The organism is Streptomyces dengpaensis, assembly GCF_002946835.1.
Taxonomy (GTDB): domain Bacteria; phylum Actinomycetota; class Actinomycetes; order Streptomycetales; family Streptomycetaceae; genus Streptomyces; species Streptomyces dengpaensis.
Map to the genome: position 1 here is coordinate 6,637,461 of NZ_CP026652.1, position 21,491 is coordinate 6,658,951.

A 21,491-nucleotide genomic window follows, 5' to 3' on the forward strand; every position below is an offset into this window, starting at 1 on the left:
AAATACGGCGCCCCACGGGAACTCCCCGTGGGGCGCCGTCCGTTGCACAGTCAGCCGCCCTGTCCCTGCGGCTCGACGAACTGCATGTCCAGCTGAACCTTGACAACATCACCCAGGAACCCGGTCCCGAAGTCCAGCCCGAAATCGCTGCGGCGGATCTCACCCGTCGCCTCGAACCCCGCGTGCCTGCGACCGTCGACGGGGGAGTCCACCACCCCGCCGAACTCGACGGCGAGCGTCACCGTCCGCGTCACGTCCCCGATGGTCAAGTCCCCCTCCATCGACCACTCCTCACCGTCGCCCGACACCCGCGTCGAGAGGAAGGTCATCGTCGGACGCTTCTCGACGTCCAGCAGATCGGACGAGCGTGTGTGCGCGTCACGATCCGGGTTCCCGGTGTCAATAGAGGCAAGAGCGATCTCGGCGCTCACCTTGACGTCGTCGGCCGTCTCACCCACGTACAGTCCGGCCTTCACCTCACCGAAGCGCCCACGCACCTTGGCGATCCCGAGGTGGCGGATGGTGAAGTTGACGGCCGAATGCAGGGGGTCGAGTTCCCAGTCGCCGGCGGCGAGCGGCAGAGAAGAGGCGTATGCGGTCGGGGAGTTGTTGTCAGTCATGGCTCCACCCTGTGCGGTCCGCAGGCCCGGAGGGAGACCGGGCTGAGGGTGGTAGTGACAGGGCCACGATCCGGCGGCGCACCCGCTGTAAGTTCTTGGGGTGAGCGACAACGAGTTGGGCATCTTCCTGCGCGCACGCCGTGAATCCGTCACACCCGCCGAGGCGGGGCTGCCGACCGGTCCCCGCCGCCGCACGCCCGGGCTGCGCCGCGCCGAGCTGGCCACGCTCGCCGGAATCAGCGTCGAGTACCTCACCCGGCTCGAGCAGGGCCGCGACCGCAATCCGTCGCCCCAGGTCCTGGGGGTGCTCGCGGACGCGCTGCACCTGCCCGTGAGCGAGCGGATCCTGCTGCGCCGACTCGCCAAGGAGGCAGGCCACGACGCCCTGCTCTGCTCGGCAGGGGTGGAGCCCACCCGCACCGTGCGCCCGACCCTGCGGGCCATCCTGGACCGGCTCGAGCCCGCACCCGCGGTGCTCATCAACTGGATCGGCGACATCCTCGCGTACACCACCGGCTATCGAAGGCTCGCCGGACCGCTCGGGCTGCTCGACGGCACGCAGCCGAACATCCTCCGCTATGTGTTCACCGACGAGCGGGCCCGCGCCGCCTATACCGACTGGGACCGGGTGGCCGACGAACAGGTCGCGCATCTCCGGCACGAGGCGCCGCTCCACGATCCCCATGTCACCGCCGTGGCCGACGAGTTGACGGTCACGGCGGGAGCGCCCTTCGCCCGTCGGCTCGCGGCTGTGCCCGCCATGCCCCGGCAGTCCGGGACCGAACTGGTCGCCCACCCGGAGGTGGGACCGTTGCGCCTGTCGTACGAGACGCTCGCGCTGCCGGACGACGGCCACCGCATGGTCGTACATGTTCCCGCCGACGAAGCAACGGTCGGCGCGCTCGACCGGCTCAATGGGCGGCAGCCCGGCGTGCTGCGGGCGGTCGGAAGCTGAGCGTGCCGTTACAGGTCGCCGAGTTCGGAGGCGTACGGCGGTTCCGCTCCCGCGCGGGAGCAGGTGATCGCCGCCGTACGGGCCGCGAAGCGCAGCAACGCGGTCCAGCCCTCGGCGCCGAGGGCTGCCATCGCCGCCGGTGACAGGGCGTCTCGCGCGGCCAGGCCGTGGAGCAGCGCCGCGTTCACCGTGTCGCCGGCGCCGATGGTGTCCACGACGTCGACCGGTTCGCCGGGTACGGAGTGCACCGCGCCGTCCCGGGTGAACACCGTCAGGCCGTCGCCGCCCTGCGTGATCACCACGGCCCCAGGTCCGGACGCCAGCCACTCGCGCGGGGTACCGCCGAGCCACAGGGCGTCCTCCTCCGAGAGCTTCAGGAGCGACACCGACGGCAGCCAGCTCTTGAAGCGGGCCCTGTAGGCGTCCGCGTCGGGGATCAGTCCGTCCCGGATGTTCGGGTCGAGCGCCGTGAACACGCCTCGCGCGGCGGCCGTCCGCATCAGCTCCTCGTACGCGCTCGCGCCCGGCTCCAGCACGAGCGAGCACGTGCCGAAGGACACTGCCCTTGTGGCGTCGGGGAGTTGGTCCGAAGCGGAGAAGAGCCGGTCCGCCGTGCCCTCGACGTAGAAGGAGTACGCGGCCGAGCCGTCCGTGCCGATCGAGGCGACCGCGAGGGTCGTCGGCTCCGTCCCGCGCTGCACGGACGACACATCGACGCCCGCCTCGACCAGCCCGCCCAGGAGTGCCTCGCCGAACGCGTCGGACGAGACCCGGGAGCAGAAGGCGGTGGGGGAGCCGAGGCGGCCGAGTGCCACCGCCGTGTTGTAGGGGCCACCGCCGAGGCGCGGCAGCAGGCCCACCAGGGCGCCCGCGCCTTGCGGTACCAGATCGATCAGGGCCTCACCGGCGACGACGATCACGACTCGGTTCCTTTCGTGGGGCTCTTCGGGCTCTCGGGGCAGCCGCACGAGGTGCGGTGGACGAACGCGGAGGGCAGCCGGACGGTACGGCCCGCACGGCCGGGCGACGCCAGCCGCTCCAGGAGCAGCTGGACGGCGTGGGCCCCGATCTCCTTGCTGGGCTGGGAGATCGCGGTCAGCCGTGGTGTGAACAGGTCCGCCCACGAGAAGTCGTCGAAGCAGCACAGTGCCAGGTCGTCGGGCACGGACAGGTCCCGTTCGCGCAGGCCACGCAGCGCGCCGATGGTCATGGCGTTGTTGGCGGTGATGAGCGCGGTGGGCGGCGCCGCGAGGGACAGCAGGGCGTGGGTGGCCTGTTCGGCCGCCTCCGCCTGGGAGTTGCCGTGCGCCACGAGCCGCTCGTCGTACGGGAGCCCGGCGTGCGCGAGGCCGTGGCGGTAACCGGTGATCCGCTCGGTCGTGGTGCTGAGTCCCGGCAGCCCCGCGACCAGTGCGATGCGTTTGTGGCCAAGACCGGCGAGGTGTGTGACCAGCCTCGTCGTGGGCTCGGCGTTCTCGGTGCAGACCTGGTCGAAGCGGAAGGGGCCCTCGGCGGGGGAGTCGACGAGTCGGTCCAGGAACACGGTGGGCACGTCGTGCTGGCCGAGGTAACGCAGGAGTGCGTCCGGATCCGCCGAGGGCGCGATGATCATGCCGTCGACGCGTCGCTCGTGCAGGAGTTGGACGATCTTCCTCTCGTGCCCCGGGTCGTCGTGCGGATCGGCGATCAGCAGGCTGTAGCCGTGCTGCAGAGCGCCTGCCTCGACGCCCTGGAGGATATCCGTGAAGTACGGGTTGCTGATCGCCGAGACCGCGAGTCCGATGGACCGTGTGCGTGAGGTGACCAGCGAGCGGGCCAGGGTGTTGGGCGTGTATCCGAGCTCGTCGATCGCGTCGAGGACGGCCTGGCGTGTCTGGGGCAGCACCGGGCGTGTGTCATTGAGTACGTGCGAGACGGTCGCGATGGACACACCCGCGCGCTGAGCCACATCGACCATCGTCGCCATGGCGCTCCCTCCCTGGGACCCGGTTGTTCGCACGGGAACGTATCTCATCCGGCGGAAGACGTAAACGCTTACGTAAACGCATGCGTAAACGTTTACGTCTTTCCGTGGGCACCCAGTCCACCCGGCTCCAGGCGGAAGGACCGGTACCGGTATCGTCGAGGCGCGGTGATCCCGCCGCGCCTTCCGAAACACCCCAGACACCACCCTCGACCAGTGGAGATGCCATGCCCGGCCGTCCGTCCGCGAGCCGCCGTACCGTCCTGCGGGGAGCGGCGCTCACCCCGGTCGCCGGGCTCGCACTCACCGCGTGCGCCGGCGGCGAGGGCGCGGGGCCCGCGAGGCTCACCGAGCCGGTCGAGCTGGGCGCGGAGAGCGAGATCGCCAAGGGGAGCGCCAAGCTGTACCGGGACAAGAACGTCGTGGTGAGCCGCGCCGAGAACGGCTCGCTCAAGGCGTTCAGCTCGATCTGCACGCACGCCGGGTGCGCCATCAACAAGCTGGAGGGCACGACGCTCACGTGCCCCTGCCACGCCAGCGAGTTCGACGCCACCACGGGCGAGGTGCTGCAGGCCCCGGCCACCGTGCCGCTGAAGGAACTGTCCGTGGAGACGAAGGACGGGAAGATCGTCGCGGGCCCGGGCGCCTGAGCCGCTATCGGAGCGGACGCCTGCCCCGGCCGGCCACCGCCATCGTCACCAGCGCATGACCATGACGGTGACCACGTCGATGCGCATCCCCATGACTGGGGCCGTCACTCCCAGTCCCACCCGATCCCCACGATTCCGGACCGCACCCGCGGCTCGACCAGATGCACCGAGCGGTGGCGGCCGCTCATCCTCAGTTCCTGGCGGCCGCTGCGCGGAGCCGCGGCCGAGTGCTGGGTGAACCGATGGCAGCTCACGGGCAACGCCTCCTCGGCGAACCGCACCTGGAGCGCGTACTGCCCGCCCGCGAAGCCGAAGCCGCGGACGTACTCGCTGGACGCACCGGCCGTGCCGTCGTCGAACCCGTAGCGGAAAAGGAACGTGTCGCCGGCGCGCATGCGCGTGTCGAAGAGCAGCTCGGCCACGAGCACCCCGGTGCCGTGGTGCCAGCGCACCCGCCCCGTACGACAGTTCTCCAGTGCGCGTACCGCCATCCGCTCCGGGGCGCATCCCGGGTCGCCGTGGTGGATGGCTACGTAGCGGTCTACGCCGTCCTTGTGGGCACGCACTATGTGGTGCGACTCGCGACCCAGCAGCTCGCGGTGCGCGCCGATCCGTACGCGTTCGTGGTGGCCGATGGTGTGCAGCCCGCCGTCGCGCGGTGACTCCAGCTCGGACAGGAGCCGCTCCAGGACGCCGGAGGCCTCCACGAGGGAGCGGTACGAGCGGCCCGCGGGGCGTTCCGCGTCGGAGTGCTCGTCGGCCTGGGCGAGCAGCCGGATCAGCGACTCGTCCGGCAGCTGGAGGATCTCCTCCAGCGCGCGGACGGCGCGCAGCGACTCGGGGCGCTGCGGGCGCCGGGCGCCCTGCTGCCAGTAACTCAGGCTCGTCACCCCGACCTTGACCCCGTACCGCGACAGGTGGTGCTGTACGCGCTGCAGCGGCAGCCCGCGGGCGGTGATCGCGGCACGCAGTGCGACGTGAAAGGGGCCGCCCCGCAGAGCCGTCTCCAATTCCGCCGTGGCGACGTCCGCGGGCTGTGTGCCGTGCCGCATGCAGGAGGCCTTTCTGTGGGCGTTCACAACGGCTGGTCAGACCGTTCGTGTGGGTCGTCGAGGCTGTCAGGGCAGCGCGCGGGGTCAGTCCACCCGCCTGTGCCGCCGTTCACGCCCCCGAGTTCCCCCGCATTGAAGCGTGTTGACCAAGCCCCGACAACACCTGATGCTCAACGTGCTGCACTGCGGCATCAGGAGGCGCTCCCCCACCCCTCGAACCCCGCTCGGGAGGAGCGCGCTACGTGACAGAAGCCGCCCCGGGCTCCCCGCGCTCTCCGCCCTCGGCGCCGCCCCGGCCCCCACCGCGGCCGCCGCCCCGGCCCCCACCAGCGCCTCCGCGCCGGCTACCGCCGCTGACCCGGTCCAGCCGCCCCGGCGATCACCGCCGTACGCCGGCCCCCTGCTGACCTCTCTGGAGTCCCGCCAGGACCTGCCCGCCGATGTCCACAGGCCCGCCACTGTCCACAGGCCGACGTTGTCCACAGGCCCGCCGCGCTGTCACTCTCCGCCAGTAGGGTGTGTGACATGGCCGATCCCTCCAGCTACCGCCCCAAGCCGGGACAGATCCCGGACTCTCCCGGGGTGTACAAATTCCGCGACGAGCACCGTCGGGTGATCTACGTCGGAAAGGCGAAGAGCCTGCGCCAGCGCCTGGCGAGCTACTTCCAGGACCTGGCGAACCTCCACCCGCGTACCCGCACCATGGTCACGACGGCCGCGTCGGTGGAGTGGACCGTCGTGTCCACGGAGGTCGAGGCGCTGCAGCTGGAGTACTCCTGGATCAAGGAGTTCGACCCCCGGTTCAACGTCAAGTATCGCGACGACAAGAGCTATCCGTACCTCGCGGTGACCATGAACGAGGAGTTCCCGCGCGTGCAGGTGATGCGCGGCCAGAAGCGCAAGGGCGTGCGCTATTTCGGTCCGTACGGGCACGCGTGGGCGATCCGCGACACCGTGGACCTGCTGCTGCGCGTCTTCCCCGTCCGCACCTGCTCCGCCGGCGTCTTCAAGAACGCCGCCCGCACCGGCCGCCCCTGCCTCCTCGGTTACATCGGCAAGTGCTCCGCGCCCTGCGTCGGGCGCGTCTCCGCCGAGGAGCACCGGGAACTGGCCGAGGAGTTCTGCGACTTCATGGCAGGCCGTACGGGGACGTACATCCGCCGTCTGGAAAGGGAGATGGCGGACGCGGCCGAGGAGATGGAGTACGAGCGGGCGGCCCGCCTACGCGACGACATCGAGGCCCTGAAGAAGGCCATGGAGAAGAACGCGGTCGTGCTCGCCGACGCGACCGACGCCGACCTGATCGCCGTCGCCGAGGACGAGCTGGAAGCGGCCGTACAGATCTTCCACGTACGCGGCGGCCGGGTGCGCGGCCAGCGCGGCTGGGTCACGGACAAGGTGGAGGCCGTCACCACCGGTGACCTGGTCGAGCACGCGCTCCAGCAGCTCTACGGGGAGGAGACCGGCGATTCCGTCCCCAAGGAAGTGCTCGTCCCGGCGCTGCCCGACCCGGTGGAGCCCGTCCAGGAGTGGCTCACCGAGCGCCGCGGATCGGGCGTCTCCCTCCGCATCCCGCAGCGCGGCGACAAGAAGGCGCTCATGGAGACGGTGCAGCGCAACGCGCTCCAGGCGCTCGCCCTGCACAAGACCAAGCGCGCCTCCGACCTCACCACCCGCTCGCGCGCGCTGGAGGAGATCGCCAAGGCCCTCGACCTGGACAGCGCGCCCCTGCGGATCGAGTGCTATGACATTTCGCACCTCCAGGGCGACGACGTCGTGGCGTCGATGGTCGTCTTCGAGGACGGACTCCAGCGCAAGAGCGAGTACCGGCGCTTCCAGATCAAGGGCTTCGAGGGCCAGGACGACGTCCGCTCCATGCACGAGGTGATCACCCGCCGCTTCCGGCGCTACCTCGCCGAGAAGGAGAAGACGGGGGAGTGGGCCGACGGCGAGACCGGGCTCACTGAGGAGGACGGCCGCCCCAAGCGCTTCGCCTACCCCCCGCAGCTCGTCGTCGTCGACGGCGGTCAGCCCCAGGTGGCGGCAGCCCAGAAGGCCCTCGACGAGCTCGGCATCGACGACATCGCCGTATGCGGCCTCGCCAAGCGCCTGGAGGAGGTGTGGCTGCCGGCCGAGGACGACCCGGTGGTCCTGCCGCGCACCAGCGAGGGGCTGTATCTGCTCCAGCGGGTCCGTGACGAGGCCCACCGCTTCGCGATCACCTACCAGCGCACCAAGCGGGGCAAGCGCTTCAGGTCGAGCCCGCTGGACGATGTGCCGGGCCTGGGCGAGACGCGCAAGCAGGCGCTGATCAAGCACTTCGGCTCGGTGAAGAAACTGCGATCCGCGACCATCGCCCAGATCTGTGAGGTTCCCGGCATAGGCCGCAAGACGGCCGAGACGATCGCCCTGGCGCTCGCCCAGGCGACCCCGACCGCACCCGCCGTGAACACGGCGACTGGAGAGATCATGGGAGACGAGGAAGACGGGGCGCCCGAAACGACAGAGGGCTCCCCGGAGGAGCCCGTGACCGCGGGCGCCTCGGACGAGCGACGGGGGCAGGAGAGATGACCGAGAACGACGCGCGCCAAGAGGAACGCCCGGCGCAGAGCCAGGACGCACAGGAAACACACAAGGAAACAAGCGAAGATCGCCTGGAGCACGAAGCGCCCCAGGAAGACGGAGCACAGGTGAATTCGGGCAGCGACACGGCCGGGGCCTCCGACGCGGCCATCCCCGAGCTGGTGATCATCTCCGGCATGTCCGGAGCGGGCCGGTCGACGGCCGCCAAGTGTCTCGAGGACCTCGGCTGGTTCGTCGTCGACAACCTGCCGCCCGCCCTGATCCCCACCATGGTGGAGCTCGGCGCCCGCTCGCAGGGCAACGTGGCCAGGATCGCGGTCGTCGTCGACGTACGCGGCCGCCGCTTCTTCGACAACCTCCGTGAGTCCCTCGCCGACCTGGAGTCGAAGAACGTCACCCGGCGGATCGTCTTCCTGGAGTCCTCCGACGACGCATTGGTGCGCCGCTTCGAGTCCGTGCGCCGCCCGCACCCCCTCCAGGGCGACGGCCGCATCGTCGACGGCATCGACGCCGAGCGCGAGCTGCTGCGCGAGCTGCGCGGCGACGCCGACCTGGTGATCGACACGTCCAGCCTGAACGTGCACGAGCTGCGCGCCAAGATGGACGCCCAGTTCGCCGGCGAGGAGGAGCCCGAGCTGCGGGCCACCGTCATGTCCTTCGGCTTCAAGTACGGCCTGCCCGTCGACGCCGACCTGGTCGTGGACATGCGGTTCCTGCCCAACCCGCACTGGGTCCCGGAGCTGCGCCCCTTCACCGGCCTGAACGAGGAGGTCTCGGCGTACGTCTTCAATCAGCCGGGGGCCAAGGAGTTCCTCGACCGCTACACCGAACTGCTCCAGCTCATCGCGGCCGGATACCGGCGTGAGGGCAAGCGCTATGTGACCATCGCGGTCGGCTGCACCGGCGGCAAGCACCGCTCGGTCGCCACCTCCGAGAAGCTCGCCGCCCGCCTCGCCTCCCAGGGCGTGGAGACCGTGGTCGTCCACCGGGACATGGGGCGCGAGTGACGGGACGTGCCGCACTGCGGCTGAGCAGGCTGCGCCGGGTCACTCCCGAGGGGCGCGGTGGCAGGCCCGTCGAAGCGCGCGGGGGGAAGCCGCGGCGCCGCGGCGCCCAGCCCAAGGTAGTCGCCCTCGGCGGCGGCATGGGGCTGTCCGCCTCGCTCGCCGCGCTGCGCCGGATCACCGGCGACCTCACCGCCGTCGTCACGGTGGCCGACGACGGCGGCTCCAGCGGGCGCCTGCGCGACGAGCTGGGCGTGCTCCCGCCCGGCGATCTGCGCAAGGCCCTGGCCGCGCTGTGCGGCGACGACGACTGGGGCCAGACCTGGGCCCGCGTCATCCAGCACCGCTTCCAGTCCCAGGGCGACCTGCACGAGCACGCGGTCGGCAATCTGCTGATCGTCGCCCTGTGGGAGCAGCTCGGCGACCATGTCCAGGCCCTGGACCTGGTCGGCAAGCTCCTGGGCGCGCACGGCCGGGTGCTGCCCATGTCGGCCGTACCCCTGGAGCTGCAGGCCCTGGTCAAGGGGCACGACCTTGACCGGCCCGACGACGTCGAGACGGTACGGGGGCAGGCGACCGTGGCGCTCACGCCCGGCGAGGTGCAGTCCGTACACGTCGTGCCGCACGACCCGCCCGCCGTCCCCGAGGCCGTAGAGGCGGTCCTCGACGCGGACTGGGTGGTGCTCGGCCCCGGCTCCTGGTTCTCCTCGGTGATCCCGCACCTGCTCGTGCCCGAGCTGCTGGACGCCCTCATAAAGACGAAGGCGCGGCGGGTACTCTCGCTGAACCTCGCCCCGCAGCCCGGAGAAACCGAAGGCTTCTCCCCGCAGCGTCATTTGGAGGTTTTGGGACGACACGCCCCTAAACTCGCCCTGGACGTGGTGCTGGCCGACGAGGCCGCCGTGCCCGACCGCGACTCACTCACCGACGCCGCCCAGCGGTTCGGCGCCGCGGTCGAGCTGGCGCCGGTGGCCCGGACCGACGGATCTCCGCGGCACGATCCGGAGCTGTTGGCCGCCGCGTACGACCGTATTTTTCGGATGCATGGAAGGATCGGCCCATGGCGATGACGGCAGCGGTGAAGGACGAGATCTCCCGGCTCCCCGTCACCCGGACCTGCTGCAGAAAGGCGGAGGTCTCCGCCATCCTGCGGTTCGCGGGCGGCCTTCACCTGGTGAGCGGCCGGATCGTGATCGAGGCGGAGCTGGACACCGCGATGGCGGCGCGCCGGCTGAAGCGGGACATCCTGGAGATCTTCGGCCACAGCTCCGAGCTGATCGTGATGGCGCCCGGCGGTCTGCGCCGCGGTTCCCGCTATGTCGTACGCGTTGTCGCGGGCGGCGACCAGCTGGCCCGCCAGACCGGGCTCGTCGACGGCCGCGGCCGCCCGATCCGCGGGCTGCCCCCGCAGGTGGTCTCGGGGGCCACCTGCGACGCCGAGGCGGCCTGGCGCGGAGCCTTCCTGGCGCACGGCTCGCTCACCGAGCCCGGCCGCTCGTCCTCCCTGGAAGTGACCTGCCCGGGTCCGGAAGCCGCGCTCGCGCTGGTCGGGGCCGCCCGCCGGCTGTCGATCGCCGCCAAGGCCCGCGAGGTGCGCGGCGTGGACCGCGTGGTCGTGCGGGACGGGGATGCCATCGGCGCCCTGCTCACCCGTCTCGGCGCCCATGAGTCGGTGCTGGCCTGGGAGGAGCGGCGGATGCGCCGCGAGGTCCGCGCTACGGCGAACCGGCTCGCCAACTTCGACGACGCCAACCTGCGCCGCTCGGCCCGTGCCGCCGTCGCGGCCGGGGCCCGCGTCCAGCGCGCCCTGGAGATCCTCGCCGACGAGGTGCCGGAGCACCTCGCCGCCGCCGGACGGCTGCGCATGGAGCACAAGCAGGCATCCCTGGAGGAGCTGGGCGCGCTCGCCGATCCGCCGCTGACCAAGGACGCCGTGGCCGGCCGTATCCGCCGACTGCTCGCGATGGCGGACAAGCGCGCCCAGGACCTCGGCATCCCCGGGACGGAGTCCAACCTCACCGAGGAAATGGCGGACAACCTCGCGGGGTGACGGCCCTTCAGAGCACCAGTGCGGTAGCCCGTTCGGGTGGCGGCACCGGCGTTTTGCCGTCCTTGGCTTGATCTCCGGCTACGTTCTGTCCAGCGCACCGCGAGAGCCAAGCGTGCGCTACCACCTCGACTCTTACGTCGACCGGGCTGGTTCCAATCCGGCTGGTGCTGATCGCGTAGGACTCGGTCGCTCGCTGGGTGGCCGAGCGGCGTGAGCCAGGAATCCCCCTGCGCCAGCTGGGGAAGGGTTCAAGAAGCAGCAGGTACCCCCTGCTCTGCAATGGTCGCCGGACAGGATGGCCACGGAATCGATGGTGGCTGTGCCAGACAAGGGCACGGCCACCATCGAGGTCTACCTCACCGACAAGCACGCCGAGAAGCTCGAGAAGCAGGGCGTCGGCCTTACCGAGCACAGGATCTCGGCCAAGGCCGAGGACCGCGTGAAGGACGCGGCCCAGGGTGTGTTCCGCCCGTACAGCGGCCAGGGCAATCTCCAGGAGGAGATCCTCAGGACCGGCCAGGAACACCCCGACCTCACCAAGGTCGTCTCCATCGGCAAGACCATCAACGGCCAGGACATCCTGGCGCTCAAGCTGAGCAAGGGCGCCGACAGAGTCAAGGACGGCGCCAAGCCGTCGGTGCTGTACCTGTCCAACCAGCACGCGCGCGAGTGGATCACGCCCGAGATGACGCGGCGTCTGATGCACTACTACGTGGACAACTACTCCACGGACAAGCGCATCAAGAAGATCGTCGACACGACGGAGCTGTGGTTCGTCCTCTCCGCCAACCCCGACGGCTACGACTACACGTTCCAGGACGCGGTCACCCGCCAGTGGCGCAAGAACCTGCGGGACGTGAACGGCGACGGTGTCATCGCCACCGGCGACGGCGTCGACCTCAACCGCAACTTCGCCTACAAGTGGGGCTACGACGACGAGGTTTGTCCCCCAACCTCACCAGCCAGACCTACCGCGGCGCGAGCCCCGGCTCCGAGCCCGAGACCAAGGCCCTCGACGCCTTCGAGAAGCGCATCGGCTTCGAGTACGGCATCAACTACCACTCCGCCGCCGAACTGCTCCTCTACGGAGCGGGCTGGCAGGTGGCGACGCCGACCCCGGACGACGTGCTCTACGAGGCGCTCGCCGGCACTCCGGAGAACTCGGCGATCCCGGGCTACCACCCGCAGGTTTCCTCGGAGCTGTACACCACCAACGGCGAGGCGGACGGCCACGCGGCCAACGTCAGCGGCATGGCGATGTTCACCCCCGAGATGTCGACCTGCCAGAGCGCGTCCAACATCGACCCGGACGACGCCTGGGACGCGACCGACTGCGCCTCGATCTTCACGTTCCCGGACGACGAGAAGCTGATCCGGCAGGAGTTCGAGAAGAACATCCCGTTCGCGCTCTCCGTCGCCGAGACCGCGGCCCACCCCGACAAGCCGTCCTCCTCGGTCGGCCTTGACGCGCCCGACTTCACCCCGGCCGCCTTCCCGACGTCGTACTCCCGCGGCGCCGACCAGGAGGTCTCCGTCGTCGTTCGCAAGTCCGTACGCGACAAGGAGCTCAAGTACCGCGTCAACGGCGGCCGTACGAAGGACATGGCGCTCAAGCCCTGGCAGGGCGGCGAGACCTACGGCGGGGACGACAACCTCTACTTCGACGAGTACCGCGCCAAGGTCCAGGACGGCGGCCCGGGCGACAGGGTCGAGGTCTGGTTCACCGGCAGGACCAGGAGCGGGAAGCCCACCTCCAGTGAGCACTTCACGTACACCGTGGCCGAACTGCCGCGCGCCGACACCCTGGTGATCGCCGAGGAGGGGGCGAGCGCCACACAGTCCCTGGCATACGCCGACGCCCTGAAGGCCAACGGCAAGGAGCCCCTCGTCTGGGACGTCGCGGCCTAGGGCGCGCCCGACGCGCTCGGCGTGCTCGGCGTGCTCGACCACTTCAGGACGGTCGTCCACTGCACCGGAACAAGCACCTCGGGCGCCGCTCATCAGTTCGGGCATCGCTCTTTGGTGTGACGGGGGCGCGCCCGTGCGGCCGGTGACGCTATGTTTGCCTTCCCAGCGCGTGAGCCCCCGAAGGCACAACTCCGGCCAGCCCGGTGGACCCGGTTGTACGGGGCATCGACCGCGCTAGGTGCGGGGTGCAGTCAATCACCTCTACTGCCTCGCGGCAGTTGGACGCGTACGGTGCAGCGCAGCCAGCGGTGTCCGTAGCGCAAGCTCCGCCGTAGCGACGACGGGGCAGTTGACCCAGTACTACCTGGGCGCCTTCGGGTGTACGTCGACGCCGAGAGCCCGGCCGCAGCGGCGGGGCGCTGGCGCGGCCGTCCCAACCGACCGCCTACAAGCGCCTCACCCGCACCATCGACCTCACGGAGTCGCGGCGGCGGAGAAGCCGACGCTGCGCACCCAGCTCCTGTGGGACACCGAGCCCGGCTACGACCACGCGGTGGTCGAGGTCCACACCACCGGGGCCGACGACTGGACGACCCTGCCGGAGGCGGGCGGCGCCACCAGCACCACCGTCCCCACGGAGTGCGAGGCGGGGTTCCTCGTCAACGAGCACCCCTCGCTCAAGCGGTATCTGACCGTGAGTGCGACAGGCTGCGCCAACACCGGCACCACCGGCTCGTGGAACAGTTTCACGGGCGCCGCCAACGGCTGGCAGCAGGCCGACTTCGACCTGAGCGCGTACGTCGGCAAGTCCATAGAGGTCTCCCTGAGCTACATCACCGACCCGAGCAGCGGCGGCCACGGCGTCCTCGCCGACGAAGCCTCGCTCGTCGTCGGCGGCGCGGCGACCGAGACCGAGGGCTTCGAGACCTCTCTCGGCCCCTGGAGCGTCCCCGGACCGCCCGCGGGCCCCGGCCGTCCTCAAGGACTGGGCGCGCCACGGAGAGCTCTTCAAGACATACGGAGGGGTCACCACGGACGACACCGTGCTGCTGGGCTTCGGCCTGGAGCACGTCACCGCGGCCGCCGACCGCGCGGCGCTCATCGGGAAGGCTCTCAAGGCAGTTGAGCGCTGACTCTGCGTGACGACGCCGTAAACATTGAGGGCGGTCCGTACCTCTACTGGTGGGTACGGACCGCCGTGTCGTGTATAGGGCGTCTCGATGTCACCACAGGCGCCTCAGGGAGGTAGGGTCGTAGGCGGTCGGGGACATCCCATACAACTCGCCGACGTCAGAGTCGGCGTACCTAACGAGGAGATCGGTTCGTGACGATCCGCGTAGGCATCAACGGCTTTGGCCGCATCGGTCGTAACTACTTCCGCGCGCTGCTGGAGCAGGGTGCAGACATTGAGATCGTGGCTGTCAACGACCTGGGTGACACCGCGACCACCGCTCACCTGCTGAAGTACGACACCATTCTGGGCCGCCTCAAGGCCGAGGTGACGCACACCGCCGACACGATCACCGTCGACGGCCACACCATCAAGGTCCTGTCCGAGCGCAACCCCGCCGACATCCCGTGGGGCGAGCTGGGCGTCGACATCGTCGTCGAGTCGACCGGCATCTTCACCAAGAAGGCCGACGCCGAGAAGCACATCGCCGGCGGCGCCAAGAAGGTCCTCATCTCGGCTCCGGCCAAGGACGAGGACATCACCATCGTGATGGGCGTCAACCAGGACAAGTACGACCCGGCGAAGCACAACGTCATCTCCAACGCCTCCTGCACCACCAACTGTGTGGCGCCGATGGCCAAGGTGCTCGACGAGAACTTCGGCATCGTCAAGGGCCTCATGACGACGGTCCACGCGTACACCAACGACCAGCGCATCCTGGACTTCCCGCACAAGGACCTGCGCCGCGCCCGCGCCGCCGCGGAGAACATCATCCCGACCACGACCGGTGCCGCCAAGGCCACCGCCCTGGTCCTCCCGCAGCTCAAGGGCAAGCTGGACGGCATCGCCATGCGCGTCCCGGTCCCGACCGGTTCCGCCACCGACCTGGTCGTGACCCTGCAGCGCGAGGTCACCAAGGACGAGGTCAACGCCGCGTTCAAGAAGGCCTCCGAGGACGGCGACCTCAAGGGCTACCTGACCTACACCGAGGACCTGATCGTCTCCTCGGACATCGTCGGCGACCCGGCCTCCTGCACCTTCGACTCCTCCCTGACCATGGTCCAGGAGGGCAACTCGGTGAAGATCCTCGGCTGGTACGACAACGAGTGGGGCTACTCCAACCGCCTCGTCGACCTCACGGTCTTCGTCGGCGACCAGCTCTAAGTTCCGGAGCAGGCACCTCGATGCGAGAGCAGGGCTCGGGCAGCGCGCAAGGCCGCCCGAGCCCTGTCGCACCTTGTTGCGGCTGAACCGCCGCCGCTCTCGCGGACCTGGTTCTCGCCATCGTGGTTCCTCAATTGATGGCTGATGCCGTCGCGGAAAATTCATCAGAGCCCCAGTCAGGAGCCCCTCCATGAAGACGATCGACGAACTGCTCGCCGAAGGCGTGGACGGCAAGCGGGTCTTTGTCCGCGCTGACCTGAACGTGCCGCTGGCCGACGGCCGCATCACCGACGACGGCCGCATCCGCGCCGTCCTGCCCACGATCAAGGCCCTCGCGGACGCGGGCGCCAAGGTGGTCGTCGCCTCGCACCTGGGCCGCCCCAAGGGCGCCCCGGACCCGGCCTTCTCCCTGCTGCCCGCCGCCGAGCGCCTCGGTGAACTCCTCGGCGCGCCCGTCGCGTTCGCGCAGGACACCGTCGGCCCCGCCGCGCACGACGCGGTCAACGGCCTTGAGCCGGGCCAGGTCGCGGTCATCGAGAACCTGCGCTTCAACCCGGGCGAGACGTCCAAGGACGACACCGAGCGCGGCGAGTTCGCCGACCAGCTCGCGGCCCTGGCCGATGTCTACGTGGGCGACGGTTTCGGCGCCGTGCACCGCAAGCACGCCTCCGTGTACGACCTCCCGGCGCGCCTGCCGCACTACGCCGGCTACCTCATCGCCACCGAGGTCGGCGTCCTGAAGAAGCTCACCGAGGACGTCAAGCGCCCCTACGTGGTCGTGCTCGGCGGCGCCAAGGTCTCCGACAAGCTCGCCGTCATCGACCAGCTGCTCGACAAGGCCGACCGTCTGCTCATCGGCGGCGGCATGGCGTACACCTTCCTCAAGGCCAAGGGGTACGAGGTCGGCATCTCCCTCCTCCAGGAGGACCAGATCCCGGCCGTCAAGGAGTACATCGAGCGCGCCGAGAAGAGCGGCGTCGAGCTGCTCCTTCCCGTCGACGTGCTGGTTTCCCCCGAGTTCCCGGACCTGAAGACGAAGGCCCCGGCCAACCCGACCGTCGTCGCCGCGGACGCCATCCCGGCCGACGAGGAGGGTCTCGACATCGGTCCGGAGACCGGCAAGCTGTACGCATCGAAGCTCGCCGACGCGGCCACCGTCTTCTGGAACGGCCCCATGGGCGTCTTCGAGCACCCCGACTACGCCGAGGGCACCAAGGCGGTCGCCCAGGCCCTTGTCGGCTCCCCGGCCTTCACGGTCGTCGGCGGTGGCGACTCCGCCGCGGCCGTCCGCAGCCTGGGCTTCGACGAGAAGGCATTCGGCCATATCTCGACCGGCGGAGGCGCCTCCCTCGAGTACCTCGAGGGCAAGACGCTCCCCGGCCTCGCCGCACTGGAGGACTGACCTTAATGAGCACGCGCACGCCGCTGATGGCGGGCAACTGGAAGATGAACCTCAACCACCTCGAGGCCATCGCGCACGTCCAGAAGCTCGCCTTCGCCCTGGCCGACAAGGACTACGAGGCCTGCGAGGTCGCCGTCCTGCCGCCCTTCACCGACCTGCGCTCCGTGCAGACCTTGGTCGACGGGGACAAGCTCAAGATCAAGTACGGCGCCCAGGACCTCTCGGCGCACGACTCGGGCGCCTACACGGGCGAGATCTCCGGCCCGATGCTGGCCAAGCTGAAGTGCACGTACGTGACCGTCGGCCACTCCGAGCGCCGTCAGTACCACGGCGAGACCGACGAGATCGTCAACAGTAAGGTGAAGGCCGCCTTCAAGCACGGCCTGACCCCGATCCTGTGCGTCGGCGAGGAGCTGGAGGTCCGCGATGCGGGCAACCACGTCGCGCACACGCTCGCGCAGGTCGAGGGCGGTCTCAAGGACGTCCCGGCCGAGCAGGCCGAGTCGATCGTGATCGCGTACGAGCCCGTCTGGGCCATCGGCACCGGCAAGGTCTGCGGCGCCGACGACGCCCACGAGGTCTGCGCGGCGATCCGCGGCAAGCTCGCCGAGCTGTACTCGCAGGAGCTGGCCGACCAGGTCCGCATCCAGTACGGCGGCTCCGTGAAGGCCGGGAACGTCGCCGAGATCATGGCGAAGCCCGACATCGACGGCGCCCTGGTCGGCGGTGCCTCGCTGGACGCCGACGAGTTCGTCAAGATCGTCCGGTTCCGCGACCAGTGAGCGGAGCGGTGATCCAGGCAGTGAGTATGCGGTAGCGGCGATACGTCGTACCCTTGCGGGGGCATGGTGGCCAGCCACCGTGCCCCCGTCGTCGATCCAGATCCGAGGAAGTTGGTCCAGCCGTGGTTATGGGGTTCTCGATCGCCCTGATCGTCTTCAGCCTGCTGCTGATGCTGCTGGTGCTGATGCACAAGGGGAAGGGCGGCGGCCTGTCCGACATGTTCGGTGGCGGCATGCAGTCGTCCGTCGGCGGCTCCTCGGTCGCCGAGCGCAACCTCGACCGCATCACTGTGGTGGTCGGTGTGCTGTGGTTCGCGTGCATTGTCGTGCTCGGCATCATGATGAAGGTCAGCAACTGATCACCGGCCGGCATCGGCAGGGCAGCACAACTGCACATTAGGCAAGCACATTCCGCACGTAAGGCCCCATGTCCGGTACGCGCCCGCAGGCGCGGCCTATCATGGGGCTTGCGTCTAGGGGCTGGGGTGTAACTCCCATCGCTGGACGCGCGTTGGGCCTTACGTAGACTGAGGCGCTCGCAGCGAAGCGTCACGCCGACTCGCTTCGCGGCACCATCACGCAGGGAGTTACGACCGTGGCAAGTGGCAACGCGATCCGAGGAAGCCGGGTCGGGGCGGGGCCGATGGGTGAGGCCGAGCGCGGCGAGTCCGCACCCCGGCTGCGCATCTCCTTCTGGTGCTCCAACGGGCACGAGACGCAGCCCAGCTTCGCCAGCGATGCGCAGGTTCCCGAGACCTGGGACTGCCCGCGCTGCGGCTTTCCCGCCGGACAGGACCGGGACAACCCGCCGGACCCGCCGCGCACCGAGCCGTACAAGACGCACCTCGCGTACGTACGGGAGCGGCGCAGCGACGCGGACGGCGAGGCGATCCTCGCCGAGGCGCTCGCCAAACTGCGGGGCGAGATCTAGGGCTTGAGAACCGGCCGGGCACCGAGGGGTGCCCGGCCGGAGCTGTATCGCGCGCGGACTCCCGTGCCGCGGCGGATTCCGGTCGCCGTGGCGAGTCCGTGAGCCGCCGTACGTCGTGAACACGGTCCGCCCGGCTGCTCGACGGCCGATTGTCAGTGGTGCCCTCTACGGTTCTTGAAGTGACGGAACCGGAGGGGGCGTTGTGGCGGCGGCAGACGTGGCGGGTGGTCGGGCGCCTGCGTGGCGCGGGGGATTCGGGCGGTTATGGACCGCGGCCGTGGTGTCGCGGTTCGGGGACGCGCTGCGCACCGCCGCGCTGCCGCTGATCGCGGTGCGGCTCACCGACGACCCGCTCGTCGTCGCCTCTGTGACGGCCTGCGGCTATCTCCCGTGGCTGCTGTTCGGACTGCTGGGCGGAGCGATCGCCGACCGCGTGGACCAGCGGCGGGCCATGTGGGCCGTGGACACCGTACGCGGCGCACTGGTCGCCCTGTTCGCCCTGGCCGTGGGGCTCGGGCATGCCTCGATCGTCCTGCTGATCGCCCTTGCCTTCACCCTGACCACCCTCCAGACGCTCTTCGACAACGCCTCCACGGCGCTGCTCCCGTCCCTCGTGGACCGTGGAAGCCTGGGCAGCGCCAATGCCCGGCTGATGACCGGCCAGCAGCTCGCCGGAGGTCTGCTGGCGGCTCCCCTCGTGCCGCTGCTGCTGACCGTCGGAGCCGCCACGCCCTTCACGGCGGACGCGGCCAGCTATCTGCTCGCCGCCGCGCTCGTGGCGTCCGTGCGGGTACGGGCGCCCGAGCGGGAGCCCCGCCCGGCCGGCAGCACGCTGCGCACCGAGATAGCCGAGGGACTGCGCGCCCTGTGGCGCGACCGGGTGCTGCGGGCGACGTGCACGGCCACCCTGCTGTGCAACATCGGCATGGGCGCGCTCATCGCCACCCTCGTGCTGCATGCGACCCGCTGGCTGCACACGGGGAACGCGGGATACGCGGCGGCGATGACGGCGTACGCGGCGGGCAGCCTCTGCGGCGGCTTCGTCGCCCAGCGCGTCGCCGGCCGGGTCGGTCGCGCCCGCAGCCTGCTCCTGGCGGGGGCCGTCCAGACGGCGTCCCTGGTGCTCATGGGCATCGTCCGCCACCTGGGCGCTCTTCTCGTGGGCATGGCACTGCTCGGCGTGATGAACATGGTGTGGAACGTCAACCAGGTCACGCTGATGCAGCAGCGCAGCCCGGAATCCATAGTGGGGCGCATCAGCTCCGCTTTCCGCACGGCCTCGACCTCCGGAGCCCCGCTCGGCGCTCTGCTGGGCGGCGCGGTGGCAGGGGCGTACGGGCTGAACGGGCCCGCACTGTTCGCGGCCGGCCTGTTCGCGTTCGCCGTCATCTCGCTGATACCCGCGGTCAAGCCGGACGTATCTGTTGTTGACCCGCACGACGGTGCCACGACAGGTCACGTCAAGACCTGATCAATTAGGTTGGGACCGGCAGCGGGGCAAGGTACGCGGCAGCACAGGCAAGAAGAAGGCGGAAGTCCGAGATGAACGCAGAAAGCCGTACCAGGCTCAACCAGACGCCCGAGTGGACCGCTCTGGCCAAGCACCGCGAGGAGCTCGCGGACACCCATCTGCGGGACCTGTTCGCGGCCGGTCCAGGGCGCGGCTCCGGCTACACCCTCCAGGTCGGCGATCTGCACGTCGACTACTCCAAGCACCTGGTCACCGACGAGACGCTGCGGCTGCTGCGCGAGCTGGCCGCGGCGACCGATGTCCTCGGTCTGCGGGACGCCATGTTCCGCGGCGACAAGATCAACGTCACCGAGGACCGCGCGGTGCTGCACACCGCGCTGCGCGCCCCGCGGGACGCGGTCATCGAGGTCGACGGGGAGAACGTCGTCCCCGCGGTGCACGCCGTGCTCGACAAGATGGCCGACTTCGCCAACCGGGTCCGCTCCGGCGAGTGGACCGGACACACCGGCAAGCGCATCAAGAACATCGTCAACATCGGCATCGGCGGCTCGGACCTCGGCCCGGCGATGGCGTACGAGGCGCTGCGCTCCTACACCGACCGCGATCTGACGTTCCGCTTCGTGTCGAACGTGGACGGCGCCGACCTGCACGAGGCCGTGCGGGACCTGGACCCGGAAGAGACGCTGTTCATCATCGCGTCCAAGACCTTCACCACGATCGAGACCATCACCAACGCCACCTCGGCGCGCAACTGGCTGCTGAGCGAGCTGAGGGCCGGTCAGGAAGCCGTCGCCAAGCACTTCGTGGCCCTGTCGACGAACACCGAGAAGGTGTCGGACTTCGGCATCGACACGGCCAACATGTTCGAGTTCTGGGACTGGGTCGGCGGACGCTACTCGTACGACTCGGCGATCGGCCTGTCGCTGATGATCGCGATCGGCCCGGACCACTTCCGCGAGATGCTCAACGGGTTCCTTCTCGTCGACGAGCACTTCCGCACGGCTCCCGCCGAGTCCAACGCGCCGCTCCTGCTCGGCCTGTTGGGCATCTGGTACGGCAACTTCTTCGGCGCCCAGTCGCACGCCGTGCTGCCGTACTCGCACTACCTGTCCAAGTTCACGGCGTACCTGCAGCAGCTGGACATGGAGTCCAACGGCAAGTCCGTGGACCGCGACGGGCGCGAGACGGAGTGGCAGACCGGGCCGGTCGTGTGGGGCACGCCGGGCACCAACGGGCAGCACGCTTACTACCAGCTCATCCATCAGGGGACGAAGCTGATCCCCGCCGACTTCATCGGCTTCGCCGAGCCGGTCGCCGATCTGCAGCCCGGGCTGGTCGACCAGCACGACCTGCTGATGGCGAACTTCTTCGCGCAGACGCAGGCGCTGGCCTTCGGCAAGACGCCGGAAGCGGTGCGTGCCGAGGGGGTGCCCGAGGAACTGGTGCCGCACAAGACGTTCAAGGGCAACCACCCGACGACCACCATCCTCGCGCGCGAGCTGACCCCGTCGGTCCTGGGCCAGCTGATCGCCCTCTACGAGCACAAGGTGTTCGTCCAGGGCGCGATCTGGAACATCGACTCCTTCGACCAGTGGGGCGTCGAACTCGGCAAGGTCCTCGCCAAGCGTCTCGAGCCGGCGCTGACCGACGGTGAGGACGTGTCGGGCCTGGACGAGTCGACGATGGCGCTGGTCGCCAAGTACCGGGAGCTGCGCGGCCGGTAGGTGGGGCCCTGTGGATACGGGAAGTGGGCGGGTGGAGTCCGTCCGCTTCCCGTAGACTCCC

17 protein-coding genes and 1 pseudogene are annotated in these 21,491 nt (G+C 69.8%); 14 read left to right on the forward strand and 4 right to left on the reverse strand.

The annotated features are described in order from the left end of the window. Positions 1–50: 50 nt before the first annotated feature. Positions 51–620, reverse strand: coding sequence for a YceI family protein (locus tag C4B68_RS30575; protein WP_099505028.1), 570 nt, complete (start codon positions 618–620; stop codon positions 51–53). A 100-nt stretch (positions 621–720) separates the two neighbouring features. On the opposite strand from C4B68_RS30575, the gene C4B68_RS30580 reads away from it, so the two are divergent. Then, a complete protein-coding gene (locus tag C4B68_RS30580; protein WP_099505027.1) occupies positions 721–1,575 on the forward strand; it encodes a helix-turn-helix domain-containing protein in 855 nt (284 codons plus the stop codon). Between the two features lie 8 nt (positions 1,576–1,583). Here the strand turns inward: C4B68_RS30580 and C4B68_RS30585 are convergent, their stop codons facing one another. Together C4B68_RS30585 and C4B68_RS30590 are read right to left on the reverse strand one after the other, a co-directional pair. Further along, positions 1,584–2,495: a carbohydrate kinase family protein gene (locus C4B68_RS30585; protein ID WP_099505026.1), complete on the reverse strand. Its 912-nt coding sequence runs from the start codon at positions 2,493–2,495 to the stop codon at positions 1,584–1,586. Beyond that, complete coding sequence (locus C4B68_RS30590; protein WP_099505025.1) at positions 2,492–3,541, reverse strand: LacI family DNA-binding transcriptional regulator; 1,050 nt, start codon at positions 3,539–3,541, stop codon at positions 2,492–2,494. The genes C4B68_RS30585 and C4B68_RS30590 overlap by 4 nt, the downstream gene beginning before the upstream one ends. A 224-nt stretch (positions 3,542–3,765) precedes the next feature. On the opposite strand from C4B68_RS30590, the gene C4B68_RS30595 reads away from it, so the two are divergent. After that, positions 3,766–4,188, forward strand: coding sequence for a Rieske (2Fe-2S) protein (locus tag C4B68_RS30595; RefSeq protein ID WP_099505024.1), 423 nt, complete (start codon positions 3,766–3,768; stop codon positions 4,186–4,188). A 104-nt stretch (positions 4,189–4,292) separates the two neighbouring features. On the opposite strand, the gene C4B68_RS30600 is transcribed toward C4B68_RS30595, so the two are convergent. After that, positions 4,293–5,240, reverse strand: a complete 948-nt coding sequence (locus C4B68_RS30600; protein ID WP_099505075.1) for a hypothetical protein — start codon at positions 5,238–5,240, stop codon at positions 4,293–4,295. A 525-nt stretch (positions 5,241–5,765) separates the two neighbouring features. Between C4B68_RS30600 and uvrC the strand changes: the two genes are divergently transcribed. The 12 genes and pseudogenes from uvrC to pgi all read left to right on the forward strand — a co-directional run bounded on the left by uvrC (position 5,766) and on the right by pgi (position 21,430). Then, positions 5,766–7,811, forward strand: a complete 2,046-nt coding sequence (gene uvrC / locus C4B68_RS30605; protein ID WP_099505023.1) for an excinuclease ABC subunit UvrC — start codon at positions 5,766–5,768, stop codon at positions 7,809–7,811. Continuing rightward, a complete protein-coding gene (rapZ, locus tag C4B68_RS30610; RefSeq protein ID WP_099505022.1) occupies positions 7,808–8,830 on the forward strand; it encodes an RNase adapter RapZ in 1,023 nt (340 codons plus the stop codon). Before uvrC ends, rapZ begins: the two co-directional genes overlap by 4 nt. Continuing rightward, on the forward strand, positions 8,827–9,897 hold the full coding sequence (locus C4B68_RS30615) for a gluconeogenesis factor YvcK family protein (protein WP_099505021.1): 1,071 nt from the start codon (positions 8,827–8,829) through the stop codon (positions 9,895–9,897). The genes rapZ and C4B68_RS30615 overlap by 4 nt, the downstream gene beginning before the upstream one ends. Continuing rightward, a complete protein-coding gene (gene whiA / locus C4B68_RS30620) occupies positions 9,888–10,877 on the forward strand; it encodes a DNA-binding protein WhiA (protein WP_010987695.1) in 990 nt (329 codons plus the stop codon). The genes C4B68_RS30615 and whiA overlap by 10 nt, the downstream gene beginning before the upstream one ends. 279 nt (positions 10,878–11,156) lie before the next feature. Continuing rightward, positions 11,157–13,918: pseudogene (locus tag C4B68_RS44875) on the forward strand (M14 family metallopeptidase); the annotation flags it as partial. A 191-nt stretch (positions 13,919–14,109) separates the two neighbouring features. Continuing rightward, positions 14,110–15,120, forward strand: a complete 1,011-nt coding sequence (gap, locus tag C4B68_RS30635) for a type I glyceraldehyde-3-phosphate dehydrogenase (RefSeq protein ID WP_099505020.1) — start codon at positions 14,110–14,112, stop codon at positions 15,118–15,120. 190 nt (positions 15,121–15,310) lie between these two features. After that, entirely contained in the window at positions 15,311–16,522 is a 1,212-nt protein-coding gene (locus C4B68_RS30640; protein ID WP_099505019.1) for a phosphoglycerate kinase, read from the forward strand. A 5-nt stretch (positions 16,523–16,527) separates the two neighbouring features. Further along, positions 16,528–17,304, forward strand: coding sequence for a triose-phosphate isomerase (gene tpiA / locus C4B68_RS30645; RefSeq protein WP_099505018.1), 777 nt, complete (start codon positions 16,528–16,530; stop codon positions 17,302–17,304). Between the two features lie 128 nt (positions 17,305–17,432). Continuing rightward, positions 17,433–17,663: a preprotein translocase subunit SecG gene (gene secG, locus C4B68_RS30650; protein WP_099505017.1), complete on the forward strand. Its 231-nt coding sequence runs from the start codon at positions 17,433–17,435 to the stop codon at positions 17,661–17,663. 236 nt (positions 17,664–17,899) lie between these two features. Next, the gene (locus tag C4B68_RS30655; RefSeq protein WP_003976875.1) at positions 17,900–18,235 is read left to right on the forward strand and encodes an RNA polymerase-binding protein RbpA; all 336 of its coding nucleotides are present in this window, start codon (positions 17,900–17,902) and stop codon (positions 18,233–18,235) included. A gap of 277 nt (positions 18,236–18,512) precedes the next feature. Further along, positions 18,513–19,706, forward strand: coding sequence for an MFS transporter (locus C4B68_RS30660; protein WP_240634532.1), 1,194 nt, complete (start codon positions 18,513–18,515; stop codon positions 19,704–19,706). Positions 19,707–19,777: 71 nt separating this feature from the next. Beyond that, complete coding sequence (pgi, locus tag C4B68_RS30665; protein WP_099505016.1) at positions 19,778–21,430, forward strand: glucose-6-phosphate isomerase; 1,653 nt, start codon at positions 19,778–19,780, stop codon at positions 21,428–21,430. Positions 21,431–21,491: the final 61 nt, after the last annotated feature.

Excerpts from the sequence above, each read along its gene's own strand:
- pgi (WP_099505016.1), top strand. The coding sequence starts at position 19,778 with ATGAACGCAGAAAGCCGTACCAGGCTCAACCAGACGCCCGAGTGGACC.
- C4B68_RS30640 (WP_099505019.1), top strand. The coding sequence starts at position 15,311 with ATGAAGACGATCGACGAACTGCTCGCCGAAGGCGTGGACGGCAAGCGG.
- C4B68_RS30595 (WP_099505024.1), top strand. The coding sequence starts at position 3,766 with ATGCCCGGCCGTCCGTCCGCGAGCCGCCGTACCGTCCTGCGGGGAGCG.
- uvrC (WP_099505023.1), top strand. The coding sequence starts at position 5,766 with ATGGCCGATCCCTCCAGCTACCGCCCCAAGCCGGGACAGATCCCGGAC.
- secG (WP_099505017.1), top strand. The coding sequence starts at position 17,433 with ATGGGGTTCTCGATCGCCCTGATCGTCTTCAGCCTGCTGCTGATGCTG.
- C4B68_RS30600 (WP_099505075.1), bottom strand. The coding sequence starts at position 5,240 with ATGCGGCACGGCACACAGCCCGCGGACGTCGCCACGGCGGAATTGGAG.
- C4B68_RS30575 (WP_099505028.1), bottom strand. The coding sequence starts at position 620 with ATGACTGACAACAACTCCCCGACCGCATACGCCTCTTCTCTGCCGCTC.
- C4B68_RS30590 (WP_099505025.1), bottom strand. The coding sequence starts at position 3,541 with ATGGCGACGATGGTCGATGTGGCTCAGCGCGCGGGTGTGTCCATCGCG.
- whiA (WP_010987695.1), top strand. The coding sequence starts at position 9,888 with ATGGCGATGACGGCAGCGGTGAAGGACGAGATCTCCCGGCTCCCCGTC.
- rapZ (WP_099505022.1), top strand. The coding sequence starts at position 7,808 with ATGACCGAGAACGACGCGCGCCAAGAGGAACGCCCGGCGCAGAGCCAG.
- tpiA (WP_099505018.1), top strand. The coding sequence starts at position 16,528 with ATGAGCACGCGCACGCCGCTGATGGCGGGCAACTGGAAGATGAACCTC.